At 41.1% G+C, this 13,184-nt stretch carries 15 protein-coding genes; 10 read left to right on the top strand and 5 right to left on the bottom strand.

From position 1 onward, the window contains the following. Window positions 1–2 precede the first annotated feature (2 nt). Both OK344_RS03770 and OK344_RS13435 read left to right on the top strand, forming a co-directional pair. Window positions 3–500, top strand: a complete 498-nt coding sequence (locus tag OK344_RS03770; RefSeq protein WP_265143515.1) for a GNAT family N-acetyltransferase — start codon at window positions 3–5, stop codon at window positions 498–500. A gap of 82 nt (window positions 501–582) precedes the next feature. Beyond that, window positions 583–1,095 (top strand): LptM family lipoprotein, encoded by a 513-nt coding sequence (locus OK344_RS13435; protein ID WP_265143514.1) that lies wholly within the window; start codon window positions 583–585, stop codon window positions 1,093–1,095. 59 nt (window positions 1,096–1,154) lie between these two features. Here the strand turns inward: OK344_RS13435 and OK344_RS03760 are convergent, their stop codons facing one another. The 3 genes from OK344_RS03760 to OK344_RS03750 are packed head-to-tail and all read right to left on the bottom strand — an operon-like array spanning window position 1,155 to window position 2,366. Beyond that, complete coding sequence (locus OK344_RS03760) at window positions 1,155–1,403, bottom strand: DUF6952 family protein (RefSeq protein ID WP_088469949.1); 249 nt, start codon at window positions 1,401–1,403, stop codon at window positions 1,155–1,157. After that, window positions 1,403–1,711: a thioredoxin family protein gene (locus OK344_RS03755; protein ID WP_218249914.1), complete on the bottom strand. Its 309-nt coding sequence runs from the start codon at window positions 1,709–1,711 to the stop codon at window positions 1,403–1,405. Before OK344_RS03755 ends, OK344_RS03760 begins: the two co-directional genes overlap by 1 nt. 16 nt (window positions 1,712–1,727) lie before the next feature. After that, window positions 1,728–2,366 carry a peroxiredoxin gene (locus OK344_RS03750; protein WP_265143513.1) on the bottom strand — a complete coding sequence of 213 codons (639 nt, stop codon included), beginning with the start codon at window positions 2,364–2,366 and terminating at the stop codon, window positions 1,728–1,730. A gap of 184 nt (window positions 2,367–2,550) precedes the next feature. Between OK344_RS03750 and OK344_RS03745 the strand changes: the two genes are divergently transcribed. From OK344_RS03745 to upp, 6 genes are all read left to right on the top strand, one after another. Beyond that, on the top strand, window positions 2,551–3,033 hold the full coding sequence (locus OK344_RS03745; RefSeq protein WP_265143512.1) for a heme-binding domain-containing protein: 483 nt from the start codon (window positions 2,551–2,553) through the stop codon (window positions 3,031–3,033). Further along, the gene (locus OK344_RS03740; RefSeq protein ID WP_265143511.1) at window positions 3,030–3,437 is read left to right on the top strand and encodes a thiol-disulfide oxidoreductase DCC family protein; all 408 of its coding nucleotides are present in this window, start codon (window positions 3,030–3,032) and stop codon (window positions 3,435–3,437) included. Before OK344_RS03745 ends, OK344_RS03740 begins: the two co-directional genes overlap by 4 nt. Window positions 3,438–3,542: 105 nt before the next feature. Beyond that, entirely contained in the window at window positions 3,543–4,196 is a 654-nt protein-coding gene (locus OK344_RS03735; protein ID WP_088469954.1) for a DUF4290 domain-containing protein, read from the top strand. Between the two features lie 3 nt (window positions 4,197–4,199). Then, window positions 4,200–5,507 (top strand): UDP-N-acetylglucosamine 1-carboxyvinyltransferase, encoded by a 1,308-nt coding sequence (gene murA / locus OK344_RS03730; RefSeq protein ID WP_265143510.1) that lies wholly within the window; start codon window positions 4,200–4,202, stop codon window positions 5,505–5,507. Between the two features lie 292 nt (window positions 5,508–5,799). Continuing rightward, window positions 5,800–7,110 carry a ribosome biogenesis GTPase Der gene (der, locus tag OK344_RS03725; protein WP_088469956.1) on the top strand — a complete coding sequence of 437 codons (1,311 nt, stop codon included), beginning with the start codon at window positions 5,800–5,802 and terminating at the stop codon, window positions 7,108–7,110. A gap of 84 nt (window positions 7,111–7,194) precedes the next feature. After that, complete coding sequence (gene upp / locus OK344_RS03720) at window positions 7,195–7,845, top strand: uracil phosphoribosyltransferase (RefSeq protein ID WP_265143509.1); 651 nt, start codon at window positions 7,195–7,197, stop codon at window positions 7,843–7,845. Window positions 7,846–7,864: 19 nt separating this feature from the next. Here the strand turns inward: upp and OK344_RS03715 are convergent, their stop codons facing one another. Both OK344_RS03715 and OK344_RS03710 read right to left on the bottom strand, forming a co-directional pair. Continuing rightward, entirely contained in the window at window positions 7,865–8,515 is a 651-nt protein-coding gene (locus OK344_RS03715; RefSeq protein ID WP_265143508.1) for a ComF family protein, read from the bottom strand. Between the two features lie 48 nt (window positions 8,516–8,563). Continuing rightward, on the bottom strand, window positions 8,564–10,033 hold the full coding sequence (locus tag OK344_RS03710) for a helix-turn-helix domain-containing protein (protein ID WP_265143507.1): 1,470 nt from the start codon (window positions 10,031–10,033) through the stop codon (window positions 8,564–8,566). Window positions 10,034–10,211: 178 nt separating this feature from the next. Between OK344_RS03710 and aceB the strand changes: the two genes are divergently transcribed. Both aceB and aceA read left to right on the top strand, forming a co-directional pair. Beyond that, entirely contained in the window at window positions 10,212–11,789 is a 1,578-nt protein-coding gene (gene aceB / locus OK344_RS03705; protein WP_265143506.1) for a malate synthase A, read from the top strand. A 28-nt stretch (window positions 11,790–11,817) separates the two neighbouring features. After that, entirely contained in the window at window positions 11,818–13,104 is a 1,287-nt protein-coding gene (gene aceA, locus OK344_RS03700; RefSeq protein ID WP_265143505.1) for an isocitrate lyase, read from the top strand. Window positions 13,105–13,184: the final 80 nt, after the last annotated feature.

Below are 13,184 nucleotides of genomic sequence, written 5' to 3'. Positions count from 1 at the left end.
GGATGAGTTACGAAATACGAAGCATGCAGCCTGAGGATGGCGCTGCTGTCATTGCCATATTTGAGGAAGGAATCGCGGGTGGAAATGCCACGTTCGATGAGCATGCACCTTCGTGGGAAGCTTGGGACGATAAATACTTCAAGAGCTGCCGGTTCGTTCTGGAAGATGCCAATGATGAGGTGATGGGTTGGGCAGCGCTGCAGCCGATCAGCGCGCGCGACTGCTACAAAGGCGTGGCGGAAGTGAGTATTTATCTCCGGAACGCTGCCCAGGGTAAAGGTTTAGGCTCTATGATGCTCCAGAAACTGATTCTCGCCAGTGAAGAAGAGGAATTCTGGATGCTGCAGGCCAGCGTTTTCCCGGAAAATCAGCCGAGTATTATTATTCATGAAAGATTTGGATTCAGAACAGTGGGCAGACGCGAGCGTCTGGCGCAGATGAACGGTGTATGGCGCGATGTGGTTCTCCTCGAAAGACGGAGTTCTGTGGTAGGAATTTAGCATGATTTTTTCTGTGTGCACAATAAATTTTAAAGTTTGGCATTAGTATTGAGATGTTATCTTAAATTAAATCTCATAAAAAATGAAAAATCTATTTAAAATAATAGCAGCGGCAGGGCTTGCTTTTACTTTAGCCTCCTGTGGTGCTGCTAATGATGTTTACGGAAACAACTATCCAAACAATTATCCCAACGGTGGTGTTTACAGAACTCCGGACGGTACCGTTTACAGACAGGGCGATGTGTACCGCGACCGTAATGGAAACGTTTACCAGAACGGCAGGGTTGTAAGAAGAGGTGATGTATACGGCAGACCGGGAATCATTACCAGAAGAGGTGACAATACAGGATATTATCCGCGTAATAACCGGAATCTGCCTCCGGGACAAGCTAAGAAAATCTACGGAGGAAATGCTAAAGATTATGCGCCCGGTCAGGTAAAAAAAAGAAACGCTAACTGGAATAACAACCGTAATGAGGACTGGAGATATAATGATGACAGAAAAAAAGATTACAAAGACTACCGTAAATTCGGTGAAAAGTCAGAGAAGAATCACAAAAAATTCAAAAAAGGAAACGGTAAGCGACAAGACTAATCGATCTTAAAACAAAATGGCGGGAAATTTTCCCGCCATTTTTCTGTATAAGACTTTGCTTATTTATCGATTGAACCCAGTACTTTCTGGGCAAAACCGTTCAGTGCATCCCTTTCCGTCATTCCGTTATTTACGCTGCTGTGAACTTCGAGCGCTCCGCAAATATTGGTAATTAACTCTCCCGCAACATTTAAGTCTTCTTCAGTTGTTCCGCGGAATTCTGTAAACGCCTCCAAAACTTCCAAAGTTTTTTCGAGGTTTTCAGCACTTTGGGTCTGATAAAACTGTCTGATTATAGGTAGTTTCATTAATTTAATTCTTTAAAAAGATTAATAAGGCTTTCTGCCTGGTTGGTCTGAACCTGGTTTACCAATTCTCCGTTCTTAAAGATTGCAAAGGTCGGCAGATTGTCAACTTTCGCCAGTTTTCTACTTTCCGGAAGTTTTTCTGCGTCTACATAATAGAACGGAATGTCTTCGTTTTCGGCGGCAAGCTTCTTAAACTTCGGCTTCATGATTCTGCAGTTTCCGCACCATGTTGCACCGTACTGTACCACTACTTTTTCATTATCTGCAACAATTTGCTGCAAAGCGTCTTCTGTTAATTCTGTGTACATTTCAGCTGTTTTTTAATTAGTTTTGGTGATTTGCAAGGTATTCCGCGGTTGAAGCTCTGTTGGCCTGCATTGCATCTTTACCTTCTTCCCAGTTAGCTGGGCAAACTTCACCGTGTTTCTGAACGTGGGTGTAAGCATCGATCAGTCTTAAGAATTCTTTTACGTTTCTTCCTAATGGCATATCGTTTACCGCTTCGTGGAAGATTTTTCCTGTTTCATCGACCAGGTAAGTTGCTCTGTAGGTAACGTTAGAACCTGTGAAGATTTCGTTTCCTTCTGCATCGTATTCGAAATCCTGATCTACGATGCCCAGGATGTTGGCAAGCTGTCTGTGGGTATCTGCAAGGATCGGGTATGTTACGCCTTCGATTCCTCCGTTTTCTTTTGCGGTGTTTAACCAGGCAAAGTGTACTTCGTTGGTGTCGCATGAAGCACCGATTACTTTGGTGTTTCTTTTTTCGAATTCACCCAAAGCTTCCTGAAAAGCGTGAAGTTCAGTCGGGCAAACGAAAGTAAAATCTTTCGGATACCAGAACAATAATACTTTCTGCTCGTTTTTTGTAGCCTCTTCAAAGATGTTGATTCTTAAATCATCACCCATCTCACTCATTGCATCAATCTCGATGTTTGGGAATTTTTTTCCTACTAATGACATATTATATTGTTTTTAAATTTCTATGGTGCAAAGATACCATGTTTTCATCAATTAAAAAAGTGATTTTCGATTTATAAAATCTATTAGAATTAATATCTTCATAAAAGGAATCTTTGATGTTTTTATATTCTCATGAAAGTTTGAAAATAAATGAGTAAATTCACTTCTTAAAAGATAAAAAGCTATGAAAAAAATACTGGTCATTCTCTTAGTAGCGCTGGTGCTCATTCAGTTTTTTCCAATTGATAAAAATAATCCCGCACCCACACCGGGTATGGATTTATTAAAGATTAAAAACACGCCGGAAGCCACTGCGACACTCATCAGAAACGGTTGCTACGACTGTCACAGCAATGAATCAAAATATCCATGGTATTCCAATGTACAGCCTATTGCGTGGTTTCTTAAAGACCATATTGATGAAGGGAGAAAAGAACTTAATTTCTCTACCTTTGCGACTTATGAACCCAAACGTCAGGCACATAAACTTTTTGAAGCCGTAGACATGATTGAAAAAGGTGAAATGCCTCTTGATTCTTATATTTTAGCCCATCCGGAAGCCAAATACACTGAAGCACAAAAGCAGCAAGTGATCCAATATTTGAAATCGTTGGAAAAAGAAATCCGCGTTATGAATGATCTGCCGGCTGAAACTGCGAAAAAATGACAGATTCTTCCAAGTATTATGTTTTTTACGATGGCGACTGCGGCATGTGCAACTACTGGGTCCAGTGGATTTTGAAAAACGACCACCGGAAACAGTTCCTCTTTTCTGCCCTGCAGTCGGAGTTTGGGCAAAAATTTTTAAATGAAAGAAATTTAGAGAACCGGCAGCTTAATACTTTATATCTCTGGAAGCCCAACGCTTTTTACGAGACGAAATCACATGCAGTTTTTAAGATTGCAAAAATTCTCGGCGGAAAATATGTTCATCTCGGATATCTGAATGCATTGCCCAGGCCGATGACCGATTTTTTTTATGATCGGGTTGCCGCCAACAGGAAGCGTTTTTCAGTTCAGCAATGTGCTTTGCCAACGGCGGAAGAACAGGGCCGGTTTATCGAAAAATAACATCCAGAAGTGTTGATTCTCCTTGAAAATTCAGGCTTGAAAAAGGTCTAAAATTACGCTGCCCCGTCAGCAAAAAACAATAAACTAATTCTTATATTTGCACCCATGGAATACAATACCAACAGACCACAGCTGCACATGCCCGAATACGGAAGAATTATACAGCAGCTTGTTGAGCGCTGCAAAGAACTGGCTACAAAAGAAGAGCGGAACGAAATGGCCGTAGCAATAGTAGATTTTATGGGGCAGAGAAATCCCCAACTTCGCGACGAAGAGAATTATAAACATAAACTTTGGGACCATCTTTTTATTCTTTCGAATTACGATCTGGATGTAGATTCTCCTTATCCTTTCCCCACGGTGGAAGAACTGAATGAAAAACCCAAGAAAATGGAATATCCCAAACTTCAGGGAGATTTTAAATTTTACGGCAAAAGTATTCTTCAGCTGATCGAAAAAGCCATTGAACTGGAAGCAGGCGACGAAAAAGACGCGCTCATTCAAGTCATTGCAAACAATATGAAAAAATCTTACAATGTTTATAATAAAGAACATGTGCAGGATGAAGTAATTTTCAGGCATCTGAAGGATCTATCAGAAAACCGTCTTGATCTTACCGGTCTGGACTCGCTGGAGAAAAGCAAGATTTACTACGCAAGCGGAAGAACCAACAAAAATAACGGGAGAACCAACCAAAACCAGGCACAGAACAGCCAGAACAAAAGAAGAAATTTTCATAACAATAAAAACCGGAAGTAAAAGATGAGCGGATCATTTAAAATAAAAGGCGGGAAAAGGCTGCATGGTGAAATCACTCCACAGGGAGCGAAAAATGAAGCGCTTCAGATTTTATGTGCGGTTTTACTTACCGACGAAGAAGTAAGGGTAAAAAACATTCCCGATATTCATGATGTTAACCGACTGATCGAAATTCTCGGTGATTTCGGGGTGAAGATTACGAAAAACGCTCATGGTGATTACACTTTTAAATCAGATGCTGTAAATTTTGATTATATTAAATCAAATGATTTTAAGAAAGATGGTTCCAAACTCCGCGGTTCCATTATGCTTCTCGGCCCCATGTTAGCAAGATTTGGCGAAGCTTATATGCCGACTCCGGGCGGTGATAAAATCGGAAGAAGACGTCTTGATACGCATTTCCAGGGATTTGTGGAACTGGGTGCGGAATTTCATTACGATGAAAAAGAATATCTCTACTCCTTAAAAGCTAAAGAACTTCACGGGAAATTTATCCTCTTGGAAGAAGCTTCAGTTACCGGAACAGCCAATATTGTGATGGCGGCCGTTTTAGCCAAAGGAAAAACCAGTATTTACAATGCTGCCTGCGAACCTTATCTGCAACAGCTCTGCAAAATGCTTAACAGAATGGGCGCCAATATCTCTGGAATTGGTTCAAATTTACTCATCATTGAGGGAGTTGATACGCTTCACGGAACAGAACACACCATGCTGCCTGATATGGTTGAAATCGGTTCCTGGATAGGTCTTGCCGCAATGACAAAATCTGAAATTACGATTAAAAATGTACACTGGGACGAACTCGGCGTAATTCCGAATACCTTCAGGAAATTGGGAATACAGCTGGAGAAACGTGACGACGATATCTTTATCCCGGCACAGGAAAATTACAAAATACAGAAATTTATCGATGGTTCTATTTTAACCGTTTCCGATGCTCCGTGGCCGGGCTTTACGCCGGATTTGCTTTCCATCATTCTGGTTGTAGCTACACAGGCAAAAGGAACCGTTCTGGTTCACCAGAAAATGTTTGAATCCCGACTCTTTTTCGTGGATAAACTCATCGATATGGGCGCACAGATTATTCTGTGTGATCCACACAGGGCAACGGTGGTAGGTTTAAATCACGAATCTCCGCTTCGGGGCACAACGATGATTTCCCCTGATATCAGAGCCGGCAACGCCCTGCTGATCGCAGCACTTTCTGCAGAAGGAAATTCAACCATCCACAACATCGAGCAGATCGACCGTGGGTACGAAAATATCGACGGAAGACTGAAAGCACTCGGCGCAGAAATCGAGAGAGTTTAGTTCAGAAATTCATTAAACATACAAAGCCATTTTCTCAGTGAAATGGCTTTTTTTATGGGGAGCAACAAGGTTTAGTTCTCTCTTCATGTCTTCACCCGCTGTCCACTCTATCTTTTTTGGTGATTTCGCTTCCGCTCTATCACCAAAAAATGGATGCCGTTTCCATCGGGGCTATCAAGTTTTAGTAGATTCCTTCTGTAATCCTAAATTTAAAAAAACTATCTTTGCAAAAATTTTTGGGCTCGAAAAGTTCGAGTAACCCATTAATAATTACATTATTAAACAAAATTTAATGAGCAATATCGTTGCGATCGTTGGGCGCCCCAACGTAGGAAAATCAACCCTTTTTAACCGATTTTTAGAAAGAAGAGAAGCTATCGTAGATTCTACTTCCGGAGTTACCAGAGACCGCCATTACGGTAAATCTGACTGGAACGGAGTAGAATTCACCGTGATTGATACCGGTGGTTACGAAGTAAATAACGAAGATATCTTTCAGGAAGAAATCTCCAAACAGGTTCAGCTGGCTGTTGATGAAGCTACTTCCATAATTTTCATGCTGAATGTAGAAGAAGGTTTAACGGACACAGATCAGGAGATTTTCGAAATGCTGCGCCGCTCCAACAAGCCGGTGTATGTAACGGTAAACAAAGTAGATTCTGCCACTGAAGAACTTGCGGCTACCGAATTTTATCAGTTAGGAATCGAAAAATACTATACTTTATCTTCTGCCACAGGTTCCGGAACCGGCGAGTTGCTGGATGATATTGTTAAAGAATTTCCAACAACCGAATACAAAGATCCTTTCGAAGGTCTGCCAAAAATTACCATTGCGGGAAGACCGAACGTGGGAAAATCAACCTTGACTAACGCTTTGTTGGATGTTGAGAGAAATATCGTGACCGACATCGCAGGAACGACAAGAGATTCTATCGAAACTTTATATAACAAATTCGGACATGAGTTTGTCCTTGTAGACACCGCGGGAATGCGCCGTAAAGCCAAAGTGAAAGAAGATCTGGAATTTTATTCCGTGATGCGTTCTATCCGTTCTATCGAATATTCAGATGTGGTGATTATCATGGTGGATGCTACTTTAGGATGGGAATCTCAGGATATGAATATCTTCGGATTGGCTCAGAAAAACAGAAAAGGAATTGTAATTCTGGTGAATAAATGGGATTTGGTAGAAGATAAAAGCACCAACAGTACCCGCGATTTCGAGAACCAGATTAAGGAAAGAATCGGTCAGTTTACCGATATTCCGATTTTATTTATTTCTGCACTTACCAAACAGCGCATCCTGAAAGCCGTGGAAGTAGCCATGGAAGTTTACGAAAACCGCGCGAAGAAAATTAAAACTTCAAAACTTAACGAAGTGATGCTTCCGATTTTCGAACATACGCCGCCACCGGCGATTAAAGGTAAATACGTGAAGATTAAATACTGTGTGCAGCTCCCTACGCCAAGTCCACAGTTTGTATTTTTCTGTAATTTACCACAATACGTAAAAGAAAGTTATAAGAGGTTTACCGAAAATCAGCTTAGAAAAGAGTTTGGTTTTACCGGTGTTCCTATTGAAATCTATTTCCGTCAAAAGTAAAAAAAACTTAGGCCTTTCAGAATTTTTCTGAAGGGCTTTTTAATACATTAAATTTTCCCGAACTTTACAGCATAAATTAGCACTATGGTTACTGTTTTATCCGATCAATTCTCCCTTGTAAATACCTGGATCAATGAACTCCGAAATATTGAAGTGCAAAATGACCGAATGAGATTCCGTAGAAATATGGAGCGCATTGGCGAAATTGCAGCTTTTGAAATCAGCAAAAGTCTGGAGCAGAAAGAAATAGAAATTACCACGCCTCTGGATAAACTCAAAGTAAAAGAAGTTGCGGTGCAGCCCGTAATTACCACCATTTTAAGAGCTGGTGTCCCGCTGTTTCAGGGAATTCTGAATTATCTTGATAAAGCAGACTGCGGTTTCGTTGCCGCTTACCGAAAACACGATGCCAACGATTATTTCTCTATCAAACAGGATTATTTAACCTGTCCGAATGTGGACGGAAGACCATTAATTGTTGCCGATCCGATGTTGGCTACAGGAGCAAGTCTAATTGAAGCGATTAAAGATTTATTGAATCACGGAAAACCTTCTCAACTTCATATCGTGGCAGCCATTGCTTCGAATCAGGGCGTAGAAACCATCAAAAATGAATATCCAGATGCACATATCTGGGTGGGAGTTATTGATGAGCAGCTGACTTCTAAAGGTTATATTACGCCAGGCCTTGGCGATGCCGGCGATTTAAGTTATGGCGAAAAACTCCAGCGCTAATATTTAATTCAACTCGGACTTAGTCCACCGCCATTACGAGAACCGAAACTTTATTGTTTCCTGCTTTCAGGATTTCCCACGCAACAGAACTCATCGTATTTCCTGTGGTGAAAACATCATCGATCAGTAACACATGACTGTCTGAAATTTCCTGCGTAAGTGAAAAAAGATTTTCGGTTTCTGCACGATGCGATTTGTCTTTCTGAGCCTGGGCTTTGCGGTAAAAATTTCTTTTGATTACCTGATGGTCAAAAGGAATATCCAGTTTTTTTGAGAGGGTTTCGGTAAAAAGATGAAGCTGGTTGTAACCTCTTTCCTTCAGTTTTTTCGGATGTAACGGCACGGAAACCATGAGATCAGGTTTGTCCTCGGGAAATTTTATTCTTTCCGCAGTCCATTCCGCCAATATTTTTCCTGTCTTTTCGCGACTTCCGTATTTAAGTTGGTGAACAATTTTGCGGCTTACACTTTCTTCCTCAAACTGCATCAGTGCAAATGCATTCTCCACAGGAAAAAGTAAGGAGCAGCGCTCTTTTAAAAGGTTTTCCCGGGAAAAATCGTGATGGGTAAAAAGAACCTGACCGATGCAGATCCCACAAACCAATTCACCGGAACCAATGATTCGGCTACATTCCAGACAGCGGTTGGGGAAAAGTAAATTTAAAATCACAGGTATTGTTTAGGTATTTTAAAGTTACAAATTTTACTTTACCACGATCTACATCATCTCTTTTTTAATCATCTGGATGGCTTTCTTCATGTTTTCATTGAAAAGGTCTTTTTCCAGACGGAGCGGCGGTGCCTGCCTAACTTCGCAGTTCGGGATGCTGCAGAATTCGCAGGTTACGCCTACATTCACAGTTTTAATACGGTCGCTTTTCGCAAAATTTATCTTCTTTAAAGAGTTTGAATTCAGTAAAATTCCGAGGCAGTAACTCCTGTTTGTGCCATCGGAAAACGGGTTTTTCTGCGACGTTGACAGTACCAGATAAGTGAGTCCGCTGTCTTTATAATGGGAAATCTGAGCATCGGTTACGGTTTCGTTTTCTTTCAGATTAATCAGATTTTTCACGGCGATCCATCTTCTGCAGTAGTGCTCATTTGTGGCGTTTGCGTGTGGTGCTTGTTGCTGGTTCAGGTGAAGTTCCTTTAAGATTTCAAGCTTATCTGAATTTTTCTTTTTCGTGAAACACAGATAGAAAAGATCTTTAATGCCCAGTTCCTGCGGCAGAATGTTGGTCATCCGGTAATAAAAAGTTTCCGGAGAATTTGTAAATTCCTCGATAAGATTCTCAAAATTCTGTGGTTCCCATTCATGGGATTTAAAAAAAGATGAAATTTTTTCCGTTAAAATTCCTTTGTGTATCAGCAGACAGCCTGCGAAATACGATGCGTAATAATTGCTGAGCAGTTCCTCGAAACTGGTAAAATCAAGCCAGGAATACGTGTTGGGTCTGGGGTTGAGATTTAAGACGTTGTAGCCGATTTCTTTGGCAAAAATAAAGGTTTTCTGGTCTTCGTCTAAGAGTTCATTCAGTAACAGCAGTTTCTTTTCGGGGATAAAAAGAGACCGCAGTTTTCCGGTTGCGCCATATTTTTCAAAATCCAGATTTCTGATTTCATACTGAAGTTTTTCCGTCAGAATTTTTTCCAGATCACTGGAGTTTGGTTTATGTGGAATTTGATTTTCGATAGAATAGGCAACGGCTTTTTCCTCGATTTCAGGAAAATAATTATCATAAAGTTCCTGAAAACTTCTCACTACCGCAAAGTAAAACCGCTCTTTACTCAGGTTATAGTTCTTGGAAATTTCGATGAGTGTGTTTACAAAAGCCGTCACTTTTTTCGGTGCGTCGCTGATGATGCTGATGAGGTTGTTTTTGTTGATTCCGAAAAGATCCAGCGGGATTTCCTTGAAAAAATCCGACTGTATGATTTCCACAATCGGTGACAGGCTTTTATCCAGTTTTGTGGACACCAAATCGTTATAGCTGCAGTTAAGTGCGGTGGCAAGCTGGGCAATTTTGTCGTGTTTCGGATATTTTTTTCCGTTTTCGATCTCATTGAGATACGATTTTGATAATCCGGTTTGATTTGAAAGTTCCTGCAAAGAAATGTTTCTTTTCTGCCGGAACTGTTTCATTTTCAGTCCGAAAACGGTTTTTATGAATTCGGCGTCGTGCGTCATGGTTGCGTTTTAAATTTATAATCTTTCTAAATAGATTTAGAAATACGATGGATACAAAGTTAATTAAAAAAGAACTGTTGTTCGCATAATTATTTATTTTAAAAAATAGCGAACGTTCGCTGTAGGTGAAAAATTTTATTTAGATTTGTTGAATCAAAATCACAAAATATTAATTGATATGGAGACGGCAACAACATTTAAAATTCTGGCAGACAGACTTCATCACGATATTTTCACTTCGGAAATGATTGAGTTTCTTTCCGAACTTCATGTAAGATTCAATGAAGAAAGAAAAAAGCTCCTTGCTGCCAGAACAATGAAACAGGTGGAGTTCGATCATCATCAGCTTCCCGTTTTTTTACCTGGAACCAAAGAAATCAGAGAAACGGATTGGGTATGCAGCGCGCTTCCTGAAGATTTGCTCGACAGAAGAGTGGAAATTACTGGTCCGGTGGAACGTAAAATGATCATCAACGCCCTAAATTCAGGAGCTTCAACTTTCATGGCAGATTTTGAGGACAGCAATTCGCCGACCTGGGAAAACTGCATGGAAGGACAGATAAATCTTTCTGATGCTGTAAACCGCGCCATCAGTTTTGAAAATGAAGCCGGCAAAGTCTACCAACTTAATGACCAGGCTGCAGTTCTGCTGGTTCGTCCCAGAGGTCTGCATCTTGAAGAAAAAAATATAGAAATTGACGGAGAAAAAGCTTCGGGTTCTTTAATTGATTTTGGAATCTACTTTTTCAGAAATGCCAAGAAACTGATCGAAAACGGTAGCGGACCTTATTTTTATCTTCCAAAACTCGAACATTACAAAGAAGCCCGATGGTGGAATGAAGTTTTTAAATTTTCTCAGGATTACCTCAAGATTCCGCAGGGAACCATTAAAGCAACCGTTCTTATTGAAACCATTACAGCGGCTTTTCAGCTCGATGAGATTCTGTATGAACTGAAAGAGCACAGTTCCGGACTGAACTGTGGAAGATGGGATTATATTTTCTCTTACATCAAAAAGTTCAGGAATCTGCCCGAATTTCTCGTTCCCGACAGAGACCAGGTGACCATGACTTCACCTTTTATGAGTGCTTATTCGAAACGGGTAATTCAGGTTTGCCACAAAAGAAATGTTCACGCGATGGGTGGAATGGCGGCGCAGATTCCCGTAAAAAATAACGAAGAGGAGAATGAGATAGCCTATGCAAAAGTTCGTGCAGACAAGGAGAGAGAGGTGAGAAATGGGCACGATGGAACCTGGGTTGCGCATCCGGGACTGGTTCCTGTTGCGAAGAAAATTTTCGATGACCTGATGCCTGAAAAAAACCAGATTCACAAAAAATTCGAAGAATACCAGATTTCAGAAAGCGACTTGCTCGAAATTCCAAAAGGGACAATCACTGAAAATGGCGTAAGAAAAAACATCAATGTCGGAATTCTTTATATTGAATCCTGGCTTATGGGTGTGGGTGCAGCGGCGCTTTACAACCTAATGGAAGATGCGGCGACCGCAGAAATTTCACGTACGCAGGTTTGGCAGTGGCTGAAAAATGAGGCAAAACTTGATGACGGCAGAACGTTAACCAAAGACATGGTGTTGAAATGGCAGGAAGAAGAACTTCAAAATATTAAGAATTATGTGGGTGAAGAGCGTTACAAAAACGGAAAATTCGCTTTAGCCACCGAGATTTTCGATGATCTGGTCCTTAATGACGATTTTGAAGAATTTTTAACACTAAAAGCTTATAATTTTATTTAAATCCAATAATAATCAAATCCAAAATACAATGAAAAACCAGGAACAAATTCGCCAGCTTGAACAGTACTGGCTCGAAAACCCAAGATGGAAAGGTGTTGAAAGACCATATTCCGCAGAAGAAGTATTAAAACTGAGAGGTTCTTACCAACTCGATTACACCATTGCAAAATTGATGTCTGAAAAATTATGGGAGAAACTCAACAATCAGGATTTTGTCGCCGGATTGGGTGCACTTACAGGAAATCAGGCCGTTCAGGAAGTGGATGCCGGCTTGGAAGCCATTTATCTTTCCGGTTGGCAGGTGGCCGCAGACGCGAACCTTTCCGGAGAGATGTATCCTGACCAAAGTCTTTATCCTGCGAATTCCGTCCCAAGTGTCGTGAAAAGAATTAATAATGCTTTGTTGAGGGCCGATCAGATTCAGTCTGTAAACGGTGTGGCAGGAGAAGACAGAAAGGAATATTTGGTTCCAATCGTTGCCGATGCTGAAGCAGGTTTCGGTGGAAATTTAAATGCTTACGAACTGATGAAGCAGATGATTGAAGCGGGTGCAGCTGGCGTTCACTTTGAAGACCAGCTTTCTTCAGCGAAAAAGTGCGGACATTTAGGCGGAAAAGTTCTTGTGCCAACGCAGGAAGCTGTCAACAAGCTTATTGCTGCGCGTTTGGCCGCAGATGTTTGCGGAGTTCCGACGATTGTGGTAGCCAGAACTGATGCTGATGCGGCTGATTTGCTGACGTCGGATATAGATGAACGCGACCAGAAATTTGTAACCGGGAAAAGAACGACGGAAGGTTTTTTTGAAGTGAAAAACGGTGTAGAGCAGGGTATTGACAGAGGTCTTTCTTACGCACCTTATGCGGATCTGATCTGGATGGAAACCAGTAATCCGGATTTGGAATATGCGAGAAAATTTGCCGAAGGAATTCATGCCAAATTCCCCGGGAAAATGTTGGCTTACAACTGTTCTCCATCTTTCAACTGGGCTGCGAAACTTTCTGTTGCTGAAATGGAAACCTTCCGCGAAGAACTTGCGAAAATGGGATATAAATTTCAGTTTATTACGCTTGCTGGTTTCCACGCTTTGAATACTTCGATGTTCGAACTGGCTTTGGCATACAAAAAACGCGGAATGGCCGGTTACAGCGAACTTCAGGAAAGAGAATTCGCGTTGCAGAAAGAAGGTTTCCGTGCGGTCAAACACCAGAATTTTGTGGGAACTTCTTATTTCGATGCACTGCAAACCGTAATTACAGCAGGAAATTCTTCTGTAGTTGCGATGAAAGATTCTACCGAAACAGCACAGTTCCATTAAGATACTATCGTTTAATTTGTAATTGTTAATTCATCCTCCCGCATTTTTGTGGGAGGATTTTTTAGACTTTAATCTTGCCT

Origin of the sequence: Kaistella yananensis (assembly GCF_026107505.2) — a bacterium.
In the GTDB taxonomy this organism is placed as follows: Bacteria; Bacteroidota; Bacteroidia; order Flavobacteriales; family Weeksellaceae; genus Kaistella; species Kaistella yananensis.
The sequence above is the reverse complement of the archived record's forward strand: the minus strand, read 5'-3'. Positions and strand labels throughout refer to the sequence as shown.